This window comes from Paraburkholderia flagellata, from assembly GCF_021390645.1.
GTDB classification, from domain to species: domain Bacteria; phylum Pseudomonadota; class Gammaproteobacteria; order Burkholderiales; family Burkholderiaceae; genus Paraburkholderia; species Paraburkholderia flagellata.
In genome coordinates, this window is record NZ_JAJEJT010000002.1 from 150,412 (window position 1) to 169,516 (window position 19,105).

Here is a 19,105-nt window from a genome sequence, read left to right on the forward strand (position 1 = left end):
TGTTGGACCCGCCAGCCTGCGGCCAGCGAAGCGCGGCAAGCTTACCAGGTCAAAATTGCTGCGTCGCTAGTGTAATACCGGATAGCGGGAAAGGGACCCGTTAAGTGTACGTCCGTGCGCTTGTACGATTTAACGCAAAGCCTTGTCGGATAAGGCATGCAGGCCAATGCGGGCGGGCCATTGCGGGGTGCTTGAGGTGGGGCGTGCGATGCTCGGCCGCAACAGTCGGAAGAATGCGATGTCGTGTGGGCGTGGCGTCGTCAACGATATGAAGGGAAATTGAAATCGAATCGACGGCGTGCCGTGCGTTTTCGGCCCAAATAGGCCATCCGGCGCGCCGTTTCTGGCGCGGTGCAGAAGATGCAGCGGCTGCACCGCGTGGGTCACCTCAGACCACGCGCACGCCCGCGCGCCACGTCGCGCGCGGCACGGGCAGCGTGTCGAGCATCGTCACGCGCACGAAGTCCGCGCGCAGGCCCGGTTCGATCGCGCCGCGGTCGTGCAGGCCCGACTTGCTGGCGGGCTCCCACGAGACCGTGGCGAGCGCGCGCGGCAGCGTCCAGTCGGCCTGGGTCACGAGGTCGAACGCGGCGGTCAGGAGGCTCGACGGCACGTAGTCGGACGAGAGGATGTCGAGCAGACCGGCCTGCGCCAGCTCCAGCGCCGAGACGTTGCCCGAGTGCGAGCCGCCGCGCACGACGTTCGGCGCACCCATGATCGTCGCGATGCCGCGCTTTCTCGCTTCCTCGGCGGCGACGCGCGTGGTCGGGAATTCGGCGAGCACGATGCCTTCGGCGGCGGCCTGCTCGACGTGCTCCACGAGCGTGTCGTCGTGGCTCGCGAGCGGTATGCCGCGCGCGCGGCAGCGCTGCACGATTTCGAGGCGGTGCGCGTCTGCGTAGCGCTCCTGCTCGGTGGCCATTTCGGCGAGCATGGTGTTCGTCTGCTCGTCGGTCCACTTGCCGTGGCGTTCCTGGAAGCGTCGCCATTGATCGCGGTCGTGCCACTGGCGCTGGCCCGGCGTGTGGTCCATCACCGAGGCGAGGCGCAGCAGCGGATGGTCGCTCAGCGTGTCGAACAGCTCGATCACGTCTTCGGTGGCGATTTCGCAGCGCAGGTGCAGAAAGTGCTCGGCGCGCAGCAGGTTGCGCTCGGAAAAGCGCTTGAGGGCGTTGGCGCTCGCGAGTTGCACGTCGCGGCCACGCACGCCCACGGCGAGGCGCGTGCCGATGGCGAGCGCGTCGAATACCGTGGTGATGCCGGCGGCAGCGATCTGCGCGTCGTGAATGACGAATGCGGCGTCGGTGTTCCAGTGCACGCCGGGGCGCGGCGCGAGGTGCTTTTCCAGGTTGTCGGTGTGCAGTTCGACGAGGCCGGGCAGCAGGAAGTCGCCTTCCCAGTCTTCGGCTTCGGGCGCGGCGGTCGAGCCGCGCGAGATGTCGCGGATCTTGCCGTCTTCCACGCTTAGCGTGCCGGTGAAAACGTCGTCTCGCGTCACGATGCGAGCGTTTTTGATCAACATCGTCAGGCTCCGTATCAGATATCGGTTTGTGCCGTTCAGGCGGTATTCAGGCTGCAGCGGTGAGCAGCGATTCGTGTGCGCCGGCGCGCGGCGCGGTGAGTTCGAGCACGCGCGTGGCGACGCGCTCGCGCGTGTCCTCGTCGTGGAACACGCCGACGATCGCCGCGCCGCGTTCGCGCGCCTCGCCAATCAGGCTCGCGACGACTTCGCGGTTTTGAGCGTCGAGCGAGGCCGTGGGTTCGTCGAGTAACAGGACGCGGTGCTGCGCGATCAGGCCCCGCGCGATGTTCACGCGTTGCTGCTCGCCGCCGGAGAACGTGGCGGGCGCGAGCGGCCAGAGGCGCTGCGGCACGTTCAGGCGTGCAAGCAGAGTTTGCGCGCGCTCGCGGGCTTCGTCTTCCTCCACGCCGCGCGAAACGAGCGGCGCGGCCACGATGTCGAGCGTGCTCACGCGCGGAATCACGCGCAAAAACTGGCTCACGTAGCCCACCACGTTGCGGCGCAGGCGCAGGATGTCGTGAGGCGCTGCGCCCGTGATCTCCAGATGCTCGAGCGGCGCGCCTTCGTCGCGGATCGCGATCGAGCCGCCGCTCGCGAGATAGTTGCCGTACAGGCAGCGCAAAAACGTGCTCTTGCCCGCGCCCGACGGTCCGACCAGCACGATGCATTCGCCGCGCTCCACGTCGAGCGAAACGCCCGCGAGCGCTTCGATGCCGATGCCGCCCTGGCCGTGCAGCGTGAAGGTCTTGCGTACGTCTTCGGCGCGCAGCATGAGCGCGGGGCGTTCGATGAACGCGCGCGTGCCACGGGCACCGCGCGCCGCCGCCGATTCTGTCGATGATGAAGTGAAAGTCATGTCGATCATCCTAGACCGGCAGCACGGATGCCACCAGCGTCTGCGTATAGGGATGTTGCGGGTCGTCCAGCACCTGGTCGGTCAGGCCCGATTCGACCACCGTGCCGCCTTGCATCACCATCAAGCGATGCGCGAGCAGGCGCGCCACGCCGATGTCGTGCGTGACGATCAGCACCGAAAGATGCAGTGTGCCCGTGAGCGTGCGCAGCAGGTCGAGCAGGCGCGCTTGCACGGACACGTCGAGACCCGCCGTGGGTTCGTCCATGAAGACGAGGCGCGGCCCGGTGACGAGATTGCGCGCGATTTGCAAGCGCTGCTGCATGCCGCCCGAAAACGCCGAGGGCAATTCGTCGATGCGCTGGGCGTCCAGCTCCACGCGCTGCATCCATTGCTGTGCCGTGTTGCGGATCTGCCCATAGTGGCGCGCGCCCACGGCCATCAACGGCTCGCCGATATTGGCGCCCGCGGAAACGCCCGCTCGCAGCCCGTCGCGCGGATTCTGCTGCACGAAGCCCCATTCGGTGCGCGCGAGCAGGCGCCGGCGCGGCTCGGAAAGCGTGCGCAGGTCGAGCGTTTCGCCATTCGCGTTCGTGTAGCGCAGCGTGCCCGAGTCGGACTCGGTGCGCAGCGCGAGCGTGTTGAGCAGCGTAGTCTTGCCCGAGCCCGATTCGCCGACGATGCACAGCACCTCGCCGGGATACAGGTCGAAGCTCACGTCGCGGCAGCCGTTGCGGCCGCCGTACTGCTTCGTGAGCGATCTTGCGCTTAGCAGCGGCGTCATGCTTTTTCTCCTGCTTCGTTCGTTGCGTGCGCATCGATAGGCTCGCGCCGGTCGTGGCAGTAGTCGCTGTCCGAGCACACGAACATGCGCTTGCCCGCGTCGTCGACGATCATCTCGTCGAGGAAGCTTTCGCGCGAGCCGCACAACGCACACGCGTGCTCCCAGCGCTGCACTTCAAACGGATGGTCGTCGAAATCGAGGCTCTTCACCGGCGTGTACGGCGGGATCGCGTAGATGCGGCGCTCGCGGCCCGCGCCGAACAACTGCAGCGCAGCGTTCATATGGAGCTTGGGGTTGTCGAACTTCGGAATCGGCGAGGGCGACGTGAGATAGCGGCTGTTCACCGTCACCGGGTAGTCGTAAGTCGTGGCGATGCTGCCGTGCTGCACGATGTCCTCATACAGCTTCACGCTGATGAGTCCATAGTCGGCGAGCGCGTGCAGCTTCTTGCATTCGGCCACGCGCGGCTCCAGCCGGAATAGCGGCTCGGGCATCGGCACCTGGTAGACGAGGATTTGCTTGTCCGTGAGCGGCGTTTCCGGAATGCGGTGCCGGGTCTGGACGATCGAAGCCTCGCTCGTGCGGCGCGTGGTGGCCACGCCCGTCGTGCGCGCGAAAAAGCGGCGGATGTTCACGGCGTTCGTGGTGTCGTCCGAGCCCTGGTCGATCACCTTGAGCGTGTCCTTCGCGCCGATGATCGCCGCCGTCACCTGGATGCCGCCCGTGCCCCAGCCATATGGCAGCGGCATTTCACGCGAGGCGAACGGCACCTGGTAGCCCGGCACGGCCACGGCCTTGAGGAGCGCGCGGCGCAGCATGCGCTTGGTCTGCTCGTCGAGGTACGCGAAGTTGTAGCCCGAGACGGCCTGCGTTTCGTGCGACGCGACTTCGGCTGCGGTGTTTTGCAAGGTATCGGGCGCGTTCATGCGGCCTCCTTGTTTTGCGCGTCGGCATCGGCGTCGGTGTCACTACCGGTGCCGCTTTCGTGCCGCGCGCGCAACTTGCGCACGAGTTCCAGCTCCGCCTGGAAATCCACGTAGTGCGGCAGCTTCAGGTGTTGAACGAAGCCTGACGCTTCCACGTTGTCGCTGTGCGAGAGCATGAATTCGATGTCCTGAGTAGGCGAGGCGATCGTCTCGCCCAGCTCCTCGGCTCGCAGCGCGCGATCGACGAGCGCCATCGCCATGGCCTTGCGCTCCGCGTGCCCGAACGCGAGACCGTAGCCTTGCGTGAATTGCGGCGGCACGTCTTTCGCGCCCGCGAACTGGTTGATCATCTGGCACTCGGTCAGGTCGATCTCGCCAATTTCGACAGCCTCGTCGAGTTCGTCCAGCATCATTTCTACGCAGACCGAACCAAACCGGATCTCGCCCGCGAACGGGTGCGAATGTGCGTAGCCGCGCTGCGTGGCATAGCCCATCGCGAGCAGGAAGCCCTCATCGCCGCGTGCGAGGTTCTGCAGGCGCACCGTGCGGTCGGCGGGGAACGCAAGCGGTTCGCGCGAGAGGTCGCCGGGCTCGCGCGCTTGCGGCGAGCGCGTTTCCTGTTCGATCAGGCCTTCCTTGTCGAGCAGCGAGACCACGCGGGGCATGGCTTCTTCGGGCGGCATTGCACGCGGCGTACCGGGCGTGGCGCCGGCCGCGTTGTCGCCCTCGGCCAGCAGCGCGAAGTCGAGCAGGCGCTGCGTGTAATCGTAGGTCGCGCCGAGCACCTGGCCGCCGGGCACGTCCTTGAAGGTGGCGGAAATGCGGCGTTCCACCACCATGTTTTCCGTTTCGACGGGCTGCGTATAGCCAAAGCGCGGCAGCGTGGTGCGATAGGCGCGCAGCAGGAAGATTGCTTCGACGAGATCGCCCGCTGCCTGCTTGATCGCAAGCGCGGCAAGTTCTTCGTCGTAGACCGAACCTTCGGCCATCACGCGCGCCACGGCGAGGCGCAACTGTTCGCGGATCTGCGCAACGCTCAGCTCGGGCACGCGCGTGTCGCCGCGGCGTGTTTCGTCGAGCAGGCGCCACGACGCTTCGATCGCGCGCTCTCCTCCTTTGACGGCGACGTACATCAGTGCATCTCCACGAGAGTGGTGCGCGGCAGGCCCATCAGACGGTCGCCGCACACGAGATAGAAGTCGATGCCGCACGGAAAGTGCGGCGCGAGGGCGGCGCGTTCGCGCCAGAAGCGCTCGGGCAGGCCGGCGGGCGCGATGCTGCAGCTCGTTTCGATGCCGGGGCCGCGCAGCGTGAGCGGCGCGCCGCCCGTGAGCGAATCGACCCGCACGAACACCGTGGCCGACTGCTCCGGCGATTCGGGCGTGCCGCTCGCGAAGGCTTCGAGCGGCGGCAGCGCGGCGGCGTCATGCACGTAGGCGAACGCGGCTTCACGCGCTTCCTGTGCAAGCGGCGCGCCTGCGTGAAAGCGCAGCGCGGCCGCGAGCGCGGCGTCGGGCTGCGCGAGCCATACGGGTGTGGCGTAGTCCGCGAGTGCGAGCAGCGAAGCGAAGGCTGCAAGGCCGGCGCGCGCGGGGGAGGCATTCGCCGCGGCGGCCGCGGGCAGCGGCGTCTCGATTACGCCGATCGTGCCGGGTCGCGCGAGCGCGTCGAGCAGCGTGCGGAACACGGTCTGCGTGTCGTGAACGGGGTCGCCGAAGCCGGGCGCGAGCGCCGCGAGCAAATCGGGCGTCATGACATTGCGTTCGTTGCTCATGCGTCACCTCGAACCATCGTGAAGAACTCGACCCGCGTGCTGGCGGCGTCGGCGCGGCGCGCGGCGCGTCGTGCGGCGAGGCGCGCGGCGAGCGGCTGGATCAACCGCATATGCAACTGGTCGTGGCGGGCGGGCAGTTGCAGCAGCGCGTCGGCGAGTGCGGCCAACTCGGCGCGGCGTTTGTCGCGGCCCAAATGGCAGGCCACGCCGACCGGACCGGGTTGGCTTGCGTCGGCGCCTTCGGTGCCATCTGCGCTCGATGCCCGTAGGCGCAGCGTGGCGCGCGTGACGGTGGCTTCGCCCAGATTGAAGGCATCGCCGGTGCCGCCAATGCGCCCGCGCACCATGGCAAGTCCGGTTTGTGGCGGACGCAGCCAGTCGAAAGCGGGCTCGGGTGCACCGGCGAGCGCGTCGCCGAGCGCCGCTTCAAGCTCGGCGCGCGGGGTGTGCGCGAGAACGGCCATCCATGCGCGCCGGCTTGCCGTTGCGGAGGATGGGGTGGAGGAAGCGTTCATCGGAGTTCCTGTGTCGTGAACGGGTGAGAACGGACATGGCAACTAGCCTGGCGACAGCCTGGTCCTGGACCTCGATTGAACCATCTATTCATCTAAACGTCTAGACGTTTAGTGGTACAGTCGTCCAATGCGAGCGCGACGGAGGTTTTCATATTTCCATCACGCCCTGCGCACTACAATGCACAAAACGCTATTGGAACCGAGAGGAATGACAGCACCATGACATCGAACGACGAGGCGCCGTCCAGCCTGCTTGAGCGCGGCGCGGGGGTGGCGGTGTGGCGGCAGATCGAGCAGATCCTCGCGGCGGAGATCGCTGCGAAGGGCTTCGGCGAAGACGGCCGGCTGCCTAGCGAGGGTGAGCTTGCGCGCCGCTTCGACGTGAACCGCCACACCGTGCGGCGCGCGATGCTGGGTCTCGCGGCGCTGGGCCTCGTGAGCGTGGAGCAGGGGCGCGGCACTTTCGTGCAGCCCGGCGCGATCGACTACAGCATCGGCAAGCGCACGCGCTTCACGGAGAACCTGAAGCGTCATCAGCATTCGGCGGCGGGCAAGCTGCTCGCGTCGTCGCGCGGCAAGGCGGACCCCACGGTCGCCAAGGCGCTCGGCCTGCGCGCGGGCGCGCTCGTGTACCGCCTCGAAACGCTGCACGAGTCGGACGGCGTGCCGCTCACTTACGCGCGCAGCTGGTATCCCGCCGCGCGCTTCGCCGATCTGCCAGTCGTCATGGAGCGCGTCGACAGTACGTCGAAGGCCCTTGCCGAATACGGCGTGACCGACTATCTGCGCAAGTGGAGCCGCATCGGCAGCGTGCTGCCCGATGCCGAAGTGGCGCGCCGCCTGAACATCAACCGGCAGCAGCCGGTGCTGTGGGTGGAAAACGTCGACGTCGATCTCGACGGCGTGCCAATCAAGTACGGTGTCACGCATTTCGCCGCCGACCGCGTGCAACTGATGGTGGAGCACGACCTATGAGCGTGCTGCACGAAGATTGGAGCGAAGCCGCGCGCTTCGCGCTCTACTATGCGCCGCCGCGCGAGTCGGTGTGGTGGGAGGCGGGCTGCGCGTGGCTTGGCCGCGATCCGGAAACGGGCGACACCCTTGCGCCGCCACCGTGGCTCAGCGGCCTGCCGCAGCCGCTGGAAGGGCTCACGGTCGCGCCACGCCGCTATGGCTGGCACGGCACCCTCGTGCCGCCATTCCGTCTCGCGCCGGGCGTGACGCCCACGGCGCTCCTTGCGGCCGCGCAGCAGTGGGCGCAGGGGCAGGCGCGCTTCGAAGCCATTGTCGAAGCGGCGTTGCTCGGCCGCTTCGTAGCGTTGCGCCCCGCCGACGATGCCGGCGAAACCGCGCTGCGCGAACTGGCTGCCAACGCACTGCGCGCGCTCGGTTCGCTGCGCGCTGCGCAAACCCCCGCCGAGCTCGCGAAGCGCCTGGACGCGCCGCTCACGCCGCGCCAGCGCGCGTACGTCGAGGCGTGGGGCTACCCGTACGTGTTCGAAGAATTCCGCTTTCACATGACGCTATCCGATTCGCTGAACGACGCGCAAACGTGCGCACAACTCGTCGATGCCTGGAACACGCAGATGCGCGATGCCAGAGCGCTGCCGGTGGAAGGCGCGGCGCTCTTCGTCGAGCCCGAGCCGGGCGCGCCGTTCGTGCTGTGGCGCCGCCTGCCGTTCGCGGGGGCCCGCGCATGAAGGGCGGTCTGATCTACGTAATGGGACCATCGGGCGCGGGCAAGGACACGCTGCTGCGTTACGCGCGCGAGCGCCTGTCCGGCAAAGACGTCGTGTTCGCGCATCGCTATATCACGCGCGAAGACAGCGGCGGCGAGAACCACATCGCGCTCACCGAAGCCGAATTCGAGGCGCGCTCGCAGCGCGGCCTCTTTGCGCTGCAATGGCGCAGCCACGCGCTGCGCTATGGCGTGGGTGTGGAGATCGACCAGTGGATGACGCTTGGCTGCACCGTCGTGGTGAACGGCTCGCGCGCCTACGCGGGTGAGGCGTTCGAGCGCTATCCGCGCATGACGCTCGTGCACATCGAAGCCGCGCAGCACGTGCTGGCCGCGCGCCTCGCTTCCCGGGCGCGCGAAACGCCCGAGCAGGTCGCGGCGCGCCTCGCGCGGCGCGCTCCGTTCGAGGTGCCGGCGGGCGCGGCGTTCGCGCGCATCGACAACTCGGGGCATCTGGAGGAGGCGGGCGAGGCGTTCGTCGAGCTCGTGCAGCAGGTGGCGGCCGGGTAGCGAGCGCCGTCCTTAACGGCCACTTAAGGGCTCGAAAGGGCTGGGGGATTTTTGGTTGGGTGAGGTTGCCGTGAGAAGATGCACGCGACCCGAGAACTCAACGAGAATGCCCTTGGACCGTTTCCAGGAGATGCAGATTTTCACGCGCATCGTCGACCGCCGCAGCTTCACGCAGGCGGCCGAGGATCTAAACCTGCCGCGCGCGACGGTCACCAATTCGATCAAGCGTCTCGAAGCGCGCCTTGGCGTGCGCCTGCTCGAGCGCACCACGCGCCAGGTGAAGCCGACGCTCGATGGCGACGCCTATTACCAGCGCTGCACGCGCCTGCTCGCCGACCTCGAGGAAACCGAGGAGGCGTTTCGCGACACCGATCCGCAGGGGCGCTTGCGCGTGAACATGCAGGGCACGCTCACGCAGTACTTCGTGATGCCGCGCCTGCAAGACTTTCTCGCGCGCTATCCGCGTGTCGAGCTTTTTATCGGCTCGGGCGACCACTTCGTCGATCTCGTGCGCGAGGGCGTGGACTGCGTGCTGCGCGCGGGCGAACTGGCCGACTCCTCGATGATCGCGCGGCGCGTGGCGCTGCTGGAGCAGGTGACCTGCGCGAGCCCCGCGTATCTCGAGCGGCACGGCGACCCGGAGTCGATCGAGGCGCTCGCCGTCACACACGCGGAAAATCCAGGCCGCGCAGGCCATCGGGCCGTGAACTATGTTTCGCCGGCTACGGGCCGCGCGCTCCCGCTCGAATTCACGACACCCGAAGGTATCGTCCACGTGACGCTGCCGGGTCCGGTGGCCGTGAATGGCGCGGAACTCTACACGGCGGGCTCGCTGGCGGGGCTCGGTATCGTGCAGGTGCCGCGCTACCGCGTGCGCGATCTGCTCGCCAACGGCGAGCTTTGCGTGGTGCTGCCGGCGCATCCGCCGCCGCCCTTGCCGGTTTCGGTGCTGTATCCGCAGAACCGCCAGTTGTCCCTGCGCGTGCGCGCTTTCGCCGACTGGCTCGTGCAGGTGTTTGCCGAGATTGCCTGAAATGGCTTGCGCGCGCCGGGCGGCGTGCTCAGTTGCCCTCAGTTGACTTCAGGTGCGCCGCGCGACCATGCCGGACACGCGCGCCGCGGCTTGCTGAAGCGGATCGAGGAAGGTCTTCACCATCTGCTTGGCCGAAGTGCGCTGCGCGTTGCCGCTGATGTTCATCGCGGCGATCACGCGGCCTTGGCGGTTGCGAATGGGCGCGGAGATCGAGATGAGGCCGCCTTCCAGTTCCTGATCGACGATCGCCCAGCCCTGCTGGCGCACCTGCCCGATGATCTTCTTGAGTTCGCCGACGTCGGTGACCGTGCGCGCCGTATGCGCGTAGAGCGGTGAGGCGCCGAGCGTTTCGTCGAGTGTGGCTTCATCGAGCGACGCAAGCAGCACACGCCCCATCGAGGTGCAGTACGCAGGCAGGCGGCTGCCGATCGAGAGGTTGATCGTCATGATCTTGTGCGTGGGCACGCGCAACACGTAGACGATCTCGGTGCGGTCGAGCACGGCCGCCGAGCAGCTCTCGTGCACTTCTTGCGACAACTCTTCCATTACCGGTTCGGCGAGATTCCAGAACGGCATCGACGTGAGGTACGCGAAGCCGAGGTCGAGAATGCGCGGGGTGAGGCGAAAGAGCCGCCCCTCGGCTTCGACATAGCCGAGCGTCTGCAGCGTGAGCAGAATGCGGCGCGCCCCGGCGCGCGTGAGGCCCGTGGCGGCGGCGACGTCGGTGAGGGTCTGCTCGGGATGCTCGGCGTTGAACGCGCGGATCACCGAAAGCCCACGCGCGAACGACTGCACATAGGAGTCGCCCGGTTTTTCGGGGATCTCCTGCTGGTCGGCGGAGCGGTCTGGCGAGGCACTGGAAGCAGAATTCATGGGGTTGGCGGTCGATCTTGCAGCGGCGCTTTGAGAACCTATCAAGATAACGCAAGCGATCGGTTTCGCCAACAAGCGGCGGGGCGCAGGGAGCGCAAACCTTCGGGCAGGGCTCCCAAAATCAACATTGATCGTGCGGCGTCGCATGCGGCGCGTCAAATGCGCACACCCAGTCATTTGCCATTCAGCTATTTGATTCCAGTCAATTAATTGTGGTCGAAAAGGATTGACGCGTGAATGGATTATTTAAATCCGAATATCGGCGTAGCCTGAAACTAAAAACGAGATAAAGGCGATGTCGAAATCCGAATGAATTGGCACATTGTCTGACAATTCCCCGGTCTCGCCGAGTATTCCTCCGGCTCCCTTCTTCGCTTGCGCGCGCGCTGGTCGTCGCGCTGAAACCGCCGTACAGCGGGCGTTTTCTAGATGAAAGCAATTAGAAAGATAATTGCGGCTTTCCGTCGCGCTTGCCTAAGCGAGCTTTGTCCCGCTGGCGAATCCTTAGCAAAGATCAAATTTTGAGATTGGTGCTTTCCGTAGAATCGCGCTGAATACGATACGGGTGCATTCTGCGTGGCGAATTTGCGATGCAAATGTGTTGGGTGTTACGCGTTTTGGTGGACAACGGAAGAACAGGCAAACATGAAAGACAGAAAAGCCTTTAAAAGGTGGTTAATCCCCCTCGGCAGCGGGCTGCTCGTTTCTCTTGCGGGGTGCAGCGGCAATTTTGCCGTGCTGGACCCGAAGGGCAGCGTCGGCGCGGCCGAGAAGTCGCTCATCCTCACGGCCACGTGGGCCATGCTGCTGGTCGTGGTGCCCGTCATCATCCTGACGCTCGTGTTCGCGTGGCGCTACCGCGCTTCGAACCGCAACGCGACCTACGCGCCGAAGTGGGCCCACTCCACGGCGATCGAAGTGGTGGTCTGGGCCATTCCGGCCGCGATCATTCTGTTCCTCGCCATCCTCACGTGGCGCACCTCGCACGAGCTCGACCCGTACAAGCCGCTGGAGTCGAGCGTGAAGCCCATCAACGTCGAGGTCGTCGCGCTCGACTGGAAGTGGCTCTTCATCTACCCGGACCTCGGCATTGCCTCGGTGAACCAGCTCGCCGTGCCGGTGGGCACGCCGGTCAACTTCCGTATCACGTCGGACTCGGTGATGAACTCGTTCTTCATCCCGCAGTTGGGCACCCAGGTCTACGCCATGGCGGGCATGCAAACGCGTTTGCACCTGATCGCCGATGAAGCGGGCGATTTCGACGGTCTCTCGTCCAACTACAGCGGCAAGGGCTTCTCGGACATGAAGTTCCGCACGCTCGCCACGAGCCAGCAGGACTTCGACGCGTGGGTGCAGAAGGTCAAGACGTCGTCCACCCCGCTTTCGATGGACGAGTACGCGACGGTTTCGAAGCCGCAGGAGAAGGCGCCGGTGCAGTACTTCTCGACTGTCGACCCGAAGCTCTTCAATAACATCATCGCGAAGTACAACAACGGGCACGTCACGAATTTCGACCCGTCCTGCGTGACCAAGGGGTAAGCAGCATGTTCGGAAAACTCACATTAGAGGCGATCCCGTTCGATCAGCCCATCATCATGGGCGCGGCGGCGTTCATGGCGCTGATCGTCGCTGGCGTGCTCGGTCTCGTTACCGTGACCGGCAAATGGAAGTACATCTGGAGCGAGTGGCTCACGAGCGTGGACCACAAGCGCATCGGCGTGATGTACATGATCGTGGCGGTGCTCATGCTCGTGCGCGGCTTCGCCGACGCGGTCATGATGCGCATCCAGCAGGCCATTGCGTTCAATTCTCCTGGCTACCTGCCTCCGCACCACTTCGATCAGATCTTCACGGCGCACGGCGTCATCATGATTTTCTTCATGGCGATGGCGCTCATGGTCGGTTTCTTCAACCTCGTCGTGCCCCTGCAGATCGGCGCGCGCGACGTGGCGTTCCCGTTCCTGAACTCGCTCTCGTTCTGGATGACGGCGATCAGCGCGATCCTCATCAACCTCTCGCTCGTGATCGGCGAGTTCGCGAAGGTGGGCTGGCTTGCGTATCCGCCGCTTTCCGAACTGCAGTTCAGTCCGGACGTGGGGGTGGACTACTACATCTGGGCGGTCCAGCTCTCCGGCGTCGGTACCTTGATTACGGGCGTGAACTTCTTCGTCACGATCATCAAGATGCGCGCGCCTGGCATGACGCTCATGAAGATGCCGGTGTTCACGTGGACGGCGCTGTGCTCGAACGTGCTCATCATGGCCACGTTCCCGATCCTCACGATCGCGGTGGCGCTGCTTGGCCTCGACCGCTACGTCGGCACGCACTTCTTCACGAACGAGCTTGGCGGCAACGCCATGCTGTATCTGAACCTGATCTGGGCGTGGGGCCACCCCGAGGTGTACATCCTCGTGCTGCCTGCGTTCGGCATCTATTCGGAAGTGATGGCCACGTTCTGCAAGAAGCCGCTGTTCGGCTACAAGACAATGGTCTACGCCTCGTGCGCGATCATGGTGCTGGCGTTCCTCGTGTGGGCGCACCACTTCTTTACGATGGGCTCGGGCGCCGACGTCAACGCGTTCTTCGGCATTGCGACGATGATCATCGCCATTCCGACCGGCGTGAAGATTTTCAACTGGCTGTTCACGATGTATCGCGGCCGGGTCCACTTCACCGCGCCCGTGCTCTGGACCGTCGGCTTCATGGTGACGTTCTCGATCGCCGGCATGACCGGTGTGATGCTCGCGATCCCGGGTGCGGACTTCGTGCTCCACAACTCGCTCTTCCTGATCGCTCACTTCCATAACGCGATTATCGGCGGCGTGGTGTTCGGTTACCTCGCGGGCCTGCAGTACTGGTTCCCGAAGGTGTTTGGCCTGAAGCCCAGCGAAAAGCTCGGCAAGGCGTCGTTCTGGTGCTGGTTCGTTGGCTTCTACGTGGCCTTCGTGCCGCTCTATGTGCTCGGTTTCATGGGCGCAACGCGTCGCACCAACCACTACGACGTGCCCGAATGGCATCCTTACTTCGTCGTCGCCGCAATTGGCGCTGCGATCATCGCGGTCGGCATCGTGCTCCAGGTCCTGCTGTGGGTGATGGCCTTCGTCAACCGCAACAAGGCCGAATGCAAAGACGTGACGGGCGATCCGTGGGACGGCCGCACGCTCGAGTGGGCAACGTCGTCGCCGCCGGCGGTCTACAACTTCGCGGTCATTCCGCACGTGGACGACATCGACGCTTTCGCGCACATGAAGGAAGTGGGCCGCGCTCCGGGGCTCGCCGCGAAATACACGGACATCCATATGCCGTCCAACACGGCGGCGGGCCTCATCGTCGGCATCTTCAGCCTCGTGCTGGGCTTTGCCGCCGTGTGGCACATCACGTGGCTTGCGGTGCTCGGATTCGTCGGCGTTGCGCTGACGATCATCATCAAGAGCTTCGGCAAGAACGACGGTTACTACATTCCGGCCGCGAAGGTTCGCGAGATCGAGGAACGGCGCTTCGGCACCGGCGTCGCCGTGGCCAAGCATGACCTGGTCGCCGAGGAGGCAATCTGATGTTGCAGAAAACCAATGCGGCAACCCTTGCCGAACTCGATCACCACGATCACCCGCAGTCGCACTCGGTATTCGGCTTCTGGGTCTACCTGATGACCGACTGCGTGCTGTTCGCGGCGCTGTTCGCCACGTTTGGCGTGCTCGGCCACCAGTTCGCGGGCGGCCCCACGGGCAAGGACCTGTTCGACATCCCGGGCGTGGCGCTCGAAACGGCCGTGCTGCTGCTTTCCAGCATCACGTACGGCTTCGCGATGCTCGGCGCGCACCAGCGCAAGAACGGCATGGTGCTCGGCTGGCTCGCCGTTACCTTCCTTCTGGGTGCCTCGTTCCTCGTGCTCGAACTGCGCGAGTTCTCGCACCTGATCGCAGAAGGCGCCGGCCCGCAGCGCAGCGCGTTCCTTTCGTCGTTCTTCACGCTTGTCGCCACGCACGGCCTGCACGTGTTCTTTGGCCTTCTGTGGATGCTCGTGATGATGATCCAGGTGGTTCGCGCGCGGCAACTTGGCGAGCAGGAAATCCGCCGTCTCACGTGCCTGAGCCTCTTCTGGCACTTTCTCGACGTGGTGTGGATCTGCGTGTTTTCTTTTGTCTATCTGGGGAGCGTGCTCTAAATGGCTCAATCTCATGCTCATGCAGAGTCGCACGGCAGCCTCGGCAGCTATGTGGCGGGCTTCATTCTTTCGGTGCTGCTTACAGCCGGCGCATTCGGCGTCGTCCTGCACGGCTCGCTCGACGCCACCACGGCCATCATCGTGATCGCTGTGCTCGCCTTCGTGCAGGTGGTCGTGCATCTCGTGTTCTTCCTGCATCTGAACACGTCGCCGGGGCAGGGCTGGAACGTGCTGTCGCTCGCGTACACGGTGCTGGCCGCCGCGTTCCTGATTTTCGGTACGATCTGGGTCATGCACAACGTCGGCATGCTCATGATGTCGCGTTGAGCGTTTGACGCACTGGCCGGCGTTTCGCGCCCGCCTGAACTCGCGAAGCCGCACGGGCACTTGCCCTGTGCGGCTTTTTCGCTTTTGGCGCCACGTCCGCGCGCTTGACACCCGTCCCAGGACACGCCTATTATGGCCGTCAAATTGTTCGATTAACGATCATTGGTTCGTTAGGCGAACAAATCGCACGAGGACGTGCGCGTTCGATCTCCCATTTTCGCCCGCGCAGTCCGTCAATCTCAATCATCTTTGCATGGGATCGCATCAAGTGCCTGCGATCGAAAGGAGACTTACATGACGGAAGCATTCATCTGCGACGCGATTCGCACGCCTATCGGCCGCTACGCGGGCGCCCTGGCCCAGGTTCGCGCCGACGATCTCGGCGCGGTTCCGCTGAAGGCGCTCATGGAGCGCAACAAGGACGTGGACTGGACGGCGACCGACGACGTCATCTACGGCTGCGCGAACCAGGCAGGCGAGGACAACCGTAACGTCGCGCGCATGTCGTCGCTGCTGGCGGGCTTGCCGCAGGCCGTGCCGGGCTCGACGGTGAACCGCCTGTGCGGCTCCGGCATGGACGCCGTGGGCATTGCCGCACGCGCGCTCAAGTCCGGCGAAGCGGGGCTGATGATTGCGGGCGGCGTGGAAAGCATGAGCCGCGCGCCGTTCGTCATGGGCAAGGCGGCGAGCGCCTTTGCTCGCGACGCCGCGATCTACGATACGACGATTGGCTGGCGCTTCGTCAATCCGCTGATGAAACAGCAATACGGCGTGGACTCGATGCCGGAAACGGGCGAGAACGTCGCGGTCGACTACAACGTGAGCCGTGCTGATCAAGATGCGTTTGCGGTTCGCAGCCAGCAGAAGGCGGCTCGTGCACAGGCGGATGGCACGCTTGCGCAGGAGATCGTCGCAGTGACGATTGCGCAGAAGAAGGGCGACCCGATTGTTTTCTCGCGTGACGAGCATCCGCGTGAGACGAGCCTCGAAGCGCTTGCCAAGCTCAAGGGCGTCGTGCGCCCGGATGGCTCGGTGACGGCTGGCAATGCTTCCGGTGTGAATGACGGCGCATGCGCGCTGCTCCTCGCCAATGAGGAAAACGCCAAACGCTTTGGGCTCGTGCCGCGTGCGCGCGTGCTGGGTATCGCAACGGCGGGCGTCGCGCCGCGCGTGATGGGTATCGGTCCCGCGCCCGCTACGCAGAAGCTCCTCGCCCGTCTGAACATGACCATCGACCAGTTCGATGTCATCGAGTTGAACGAAGCTTTTGCTTCGCAAGGGCTCGCGGTGCTGCGTACGCTCGGCGTTGCCGATGATGATCCTCGTGTCAATCCTAACGGCGGCGCGATTGCACTTGGCCACCCGCTTGGGATGAGCGGCGCGCGGCTCGTGACGACCGCCACGTATCAGCTTCATCGCACGCAAGGGCGCTTCGCGCTTTGCACGATGTGTATCGGAGTGGGGCAGGGGATTGCTATTGCTATCGAGCGTGTCTGATTATTGGTCGCTCTGATGTGTGGAAGCCGCGAGTCGATTTGATTCGCGGCTTTTTTGTTTTGCGGATCAGCTTGCAACGCAACGCAACGCCGCGCCGAAAAGAAGGATTCCGCGCTGCGCAAAAATTTCGCGGTTCGTTTCAACGCGCAATCACACGAGAATTTGAGTACCCGCAAACGCTTCGGAAATTAATCGCGTTCGTTGGCGATAGCTTGATCCGCTTCCGGCCAGATAACGTCCTCGTTTTAAGCGCCGCGCGTAGAATCGGTCGCACTTCGGCGCTACACGCCGATGCAAATACGGCAGCCAATTCAAACCAGTTAGATGAGGAGAATGCGAATGACTAAAGCAGCGATTCTGGCGGCGGCATGGGTGGTGGGCGTTGGCCTTTCGCAGGCGGCGCTAGCGCAAAACGACGCGGCCGCGTCTGCGCCGCAGGGGCAAAGTGCGCTCTCCAGCGCGGCGCAGGAAGTGATCGCCAACGCTGAGCCAGTGCATGTTCAGGCGAAGATCGTCGCTATCGATCGCGCAGCGCGCGTTGTCACGTTGCGTGGACCGCGCGGCAATGATGCCGATATCGCGCTCAGCCAGCAGGTCAGTAATTTCGATCAACTCAACGTGGGCGATACCGTCGACGTGCTTTACAAAAACGCGCTGCTCGTGACGGCCGACAAGGTAACGGGTAAGGACAAGGGTATTCGCAAGCGTGTGGATACCAATGTCTATTTGCCCGCGTCGTCGGGCTACGACGCCGCGCGTCAAGTCGAAGTTCAGGCCACGGTGCAGCATATCAACGCGAAGAAGCGTGAAGTGACGCTGCGCGGCGCGTATCAGACCGTCACGCTCAAAGCTACGCCCGACGTCGACCTCAAGAACTTGAAGGTCGGTGACACGATCCACGCCGTATTCGTTTCCGCGTATGCAACGCGGGTGACGCCGGTCGGCGCGACGCAGTAAGCATAAAAAAAGCCGGCGCATTGTAGCGCCGGCTTTTTTATGAACGACGGGCGCCTGAGAAGGCGCCCGCCGTTCATTTGGGCTTACATGCCCGCCATGCACATGTACTTGATCACCACGTAGTCATCCACGCCGTAGTGCGAGCCTTCGCGGCCGAGGCCCGACTGCTTCACGCCGCCAAACGGCGCGACTTCGTTCGAGATCAGGCCGGTGTTGATGCCCACCATGCCGTATTCGAGTGCTTCGGCCACGCGCCACACACGACCGATATCGCGGCTGTAGAAGTAAGCGGCGAGACCGAACTCGGTATCGTTCGCCATCCTGATCACTTCTTCATCCGACGAGAAGCGGAACAACGGCGCGAGCGGGCCGAAGGTCTCGTCGCGCGCAACCTTCATCGCGGGCGTGACGCCGGTGAGGATGGTCGGCTCGAAAAAGCCGTGGCCGAGCGCGTGGCGCTTGCCGCCTGTCGTCACCTGAGCGCCTTTCGCGAGCGCGTCTTCGATGTGCGATTCCACCTTCAGCACGGCCGCTTCGTTGATGAGCGGGCCTTGCGTCACGCCGGCTTCCGTGCCGAGACCGACCTTGAGCTTTTCAACGGCGTCGCGCAGTTTGGCCGCGAACGCGTCGTACACGGCGTCGTGCACGTAGAAACGGTTCGTGCACACGCAGGTCTGGCCGCTGTTGCGATACTTCGATGCGATGGCGCCGGCTACGGCCGCATCGAGATCGGCGTCTTCGAACACGATGAACGGCGCGTTGCCGCCCAGTTCCAGCGAGACCTTCTTGACAGTCGAGGCGCACTGGCTCATGAGCAGGCGGCCCACCGGCGTCGAGCCCGTAAACGAGAGCTTGCGCACGGTCGGATTGCTCGTGAGTTCGCCGCCAATCGCCTTCGGGTCGCCGGTCACGACGCTAAAGATGCCGCGCGGCACACCTGCGCGCTCGGCCAGCACGGCCAATGCGAGCGCCGAAAACGGCGTGGCTTCGGCGGGCTTGAGCACGATCGGGCAGCCTGCCGCGAGCGCGGGGCCGACCTTGCGCGTGATCATCGCGGCGGGGAAATTCCACGGCGTGATCGCGGCGCACACGCCCACCGGCTCCTTCGTCACGACGATGCGCTTGTCGTTAGCGGGCGTGGGGATCGTGTCGCCGTAAATGCGCTTGCCTTCCTCGGCGAACCATTCGAGGAACGAGGCGGCGTAGCCGATTTCGCCCTTCGCTTCGGCAATCGGCTTGCCTTGTTCCGTGGTGAGGATGAGCGCCAGGTCGTCGGCGTTTTCCATCATCAGGTCGTGCCATTTGCGCAGGATGCTGCTGCGCTCCTTCGCGGTCTTCGCGCGCCATGCGGGCCATGCGGCGTTCGCGGCGGCGATCGCGCGGCGCGTCTCGGCCGCGCCCATGCGCGGCACCGTGCCGATCAGCGCACCGGTGGCGGGGTTCTTCACTTCGAACGTGGCGCCGTCTTCGGCGCCTTGCCATTCGCCGTTGATATAGGCGTTGGTTTGCAGCAGCGTTGCGTCTTTCAGGTTCATGCCTGAACTCCCGGTAGGCGTTGATTCGATTCGTTTAGAACGACGAACGGCACAGCGGCAAACGCCGGTGTGCCGTTTCGTGAACGGCCCGCTTCA

Annotated in this window: 19 protein-coding genes; 10 read left to right on the forward strand and 9 right to left on the reverse strand. The window is 64.8% G+C overall.

The window, feature by feature from the left end; all coding sequences use genetic code 11:
- Window positions 1-388 precede the first annotated feature (388 nt).
- The 7 genes from L0U83_RS15050 to phnG are packed head-to-tail and all read right to left on the reverse strand — an operon-like array spanning window position 389 to window position 6,374.
- On the reverse strand, window positions 389-1,522 hold the full coding sequence (locus L0U83_RS15050; RefSeq protein ID WP_233884215.1) for an alpha-D-ribose 1-methylphosphonate 5-triphosphate diphosphatase: 1,134 nt from the start codon (window positions 1,520-1,522) through the stop codon (window positions 389-391).
- Between the two features lie 46 nt (window positions 1,523-1,568).
- On the reverse strand, window positions 1,569-2,378 hold the full coding sequence (gene phnL, locus L0U83_RS15055) for a phosphonate C-P lyase system protein PhnL (protein ID WP_233884219.1): 810 nt from the start codon (window positions 2,376-2,378) through the stop codon (window positions 1,569-1,571).
- A 10-nt stretch (window positions 2,379-2,388) separates the two neighbouring features.
- Window positions 2,389-3,159, reverse strand: a complete 771-nt coding sequence (gene phnK, locus L0U83_RS15060; RefSeq protein WP_233884231.1) for a phosphonate C-P lyase system protein PhnK — start codon at window positions 3,157-3,159, stop codon at window positions 2,389-2,391.
- Complete coding sequence (locus L0U83_RS15065; RefSeq protein WP_267939368.1) at window positions 3,156-4,085, reverse strand: alpha-D-ribose 1-methylphosphonate 5-phosphate C-P-lyase PhnJ; 930 nt, start codon at window positions 4,083-4,085, stop codon at window positions 3,156-3,158. The genes phnK and L0U83_RS15065 overlap by 4 nt, the downstream gene beginning before the upstream one ends.
- The gene (locus tag L0U83_RS15070) at window positions 4,082-5,218 is read right to left on the reverse strand and encodes a carbon-phosphorus lyase complex subunit (protein WP_233884232.1); all 1,137 of its coding nucleotides are present in this window, start codon (window positions 5,216-5,218) and stop codon (window positions 4,082-4,084) included. The genes L0U83_RS15065 and L0U83_RS15070 overlap by 4 nt, the downstream gene beginning before the upstream one ends.
- Window positions 5,218-5,859 (reverse strand): phosphonate C-P lyase system protein PhnH, encoded by a 642-nt coding sequence (gene phnH / locus L0U83_RS15075; protein WP_233884233.1) that lies wholly within the window; start codon window positions 5,857-5,859, stop codon window positions 5,218-5,220. Before phnH ends, L0U83_RS15070 begins: the two co-directional genes overlap by 1 nt.
- Window positions 5,856-6,374 (reverse strand): phosphonate C-P lyase system protein PhnG, encoded by a 519-nt coding sequence (gene phnG, locus L0U83_RS15080; protein ID WP_233884238.1) that lies wholly within the window; start codon window positions 6,372-6,374, stop codon window positions 5,856-5,858. Before phnG ends, phnH begins: the two co-directional genes overlap by 4 nt.
- A 219-nt stretch (window positions 6,375-6,593) precedes the next feature.
- On the opposite strand from phnG, the gene phnF reads away from it, so the two are divergent.
- The 4 genes from phnF (at window position 6,594) to L0U83_RS15100 (ending at window position 9,655) form a co-directional block, all read left to right on the forward strand.
- Window positions 6,594-7,349, forward strand: coding sequence for a phosphonate metabolism transcriptional regulator PhnF (gene phnF / locus L0U83_RS15085; RefSeq protein WP_233884241.1), 756 nt, complete (start codon window positions 6,594-6,596; stop codon window positions 7,347-7,349).
- The gene (locus L0U83_RS15090; protein WP_233884245.1) at window positions 7,346-8,074 is read left to right on the forward strand and encodes a DUF1045 domain-containing protein; all 729 of its coding nucleotides are present in this window, start codon (window positions 7,346-7,348) and stop codon (window positions 8,072-8,074) included. The genes phnF and L0U83_RS15090 overlap by 4 nt, the downstream gene beginning before the upstream one ends.
- The gene (gene phnN / locus L0U83_RS15095) at window positions 8,071-8,622 is read left to right on the forward strand and encodes a phosphonate metabolism protein/1,5-bisphosphokinase (PRPP-forming) PhnN (protein ID WP_233884246.1); all 552 of its coding nucleotides are present in this window, start codon (window positions 8,071-8,073) and stop codon (window positions 8,620-8,622) included. Before L0U83_RS15090 ends, phnN begins: the two co-directional genes overlap by 4 nt.
- A 112-nt stretch (window positions 8,623-8,734) precedes the next feature.
- Window positions 8,735-9,655, forward strand: coding sequence for a LysR family transcriptional regulator (locus tag L0U83_RS15100; RefSeq protein ID WP_233884248.1), 921 nt, complete (start codon window positions 8,735-8,737; stop codon window positions 9,653-9,655).
- A gap of 48 nt (window positions 9,656-9,703) precedes the next feature.
- Here the strand turns inward: L0U83_RS15100 and L0U83_RS15105 are convergent, their stop codons facing one another.
- Window positions 9,704-10,528 carry an IclR family transcriptional regulator gene (locus tag L0U83_RS15105; RefSeq protein ID WP_233884250.1) on the reverse strand — a complete coding sequence of 275 codons (825 nt, stop codon included), beginning with the start codon at window positions 10,526-10,528 and terminating at the stop codon, window positions 9,704-9,706.
- A 645-nt stretch (window positions 10,529-11,173) separates the two neighbouring features.
- Here L0U83_RS15105 and cyoA point away from each other — a divergent pair.
- From cyoA to L0U83_RS15135, 6 genes are all read left to right on the forward strand, one after another.
- Entirely contained in the window at window positions 11,174-12,067 is an 894-nt protein-coding gene (gene cyoA, locus L0U83_RS15110) for a ubiquinol oxidase subunit II (protein WP_233884253.1), read from the forward strand.
- Window positions 12,068-12,072: 5 nt separating this feature from the next.
- Window positions 12,073-14,082: a cytochrome o ubiquinol oxidase subunit I gene (gene cyoB / locus L0U83_RS15115; protein WP_233884254.1), complete on the forward strand. Its 2,010-nt coding sequence runs from the start codon at window positions 12,073-12,075 to the stop codon at window positions 14,080-14,082.
- A complete protein-coding gene (gene cyoC / locus L0U83_RS15120; protein WP_233884255.1) occupies window positions 14,082-14,693 on the forward strand; it encodes a cytochrome o ubiquinol oxidase subunit III in 612 nt (203 codons plus the stop codon). Before cyoB ends, cyoC begins: the two co-directional genes overlap by 1 nt.
- Complete coding sequence (gene cyoD / locus L0U83_RS15125) at window positions 14,694-15,020, forward strand: cytochrome o ubiquinol oxidase subunit IV (RefSeq protein ID WP_233884257.1); 327 nt, start codon at window positions 14,694-14,696, stop codon at window positions 15,018-15,020.
- Between the two features lie 294 nt (window positions 15,021-15,314).
- Window positions 15,315-16,517 (forward strand): 3-oxoadipyl-CoA thiolase, encoded by a 1,203-nt coding sequence (gene pcaF, locus L0U83_RS15130; protein WP_233884258.1) that lies wholly within the window; start codon window positions 15,315-15,317, stop codon window positions 16,515-16,517.
- Between the two features lie 339 nt (window positions 16,518-16,856).
- Complete coding sequence (locus L0U83_RS15135; RefSeq protein ID WP_233884259.1) at window positions 16,857-17,474, forward strand: hypothetical protein; 618 nt, start codon at window positions 16,857-16,859, stop codon at window positions 17,472-17,474.
- Window positions 17,475-17,557: 83 nt separating this feature from the next.
- Here the strand turns inward: L0U83_RS15135 and gabD are convergent, their stop codons facing one another.
- Window positions 17,558-19,009, reverse strand: a complete 1,452-nt coding sequence (gene gabD, locus L0U83_RS15140; protein ID WP_233884261.1) for an NADP-dependent succinate-semialdehyde dehydrogenase — start codon at window positions 19,007-19,009, stop codon at window positions 17,558-17,560.
- Window positions 19,010-19,105 lie beyond the last annotated feature (96 nt).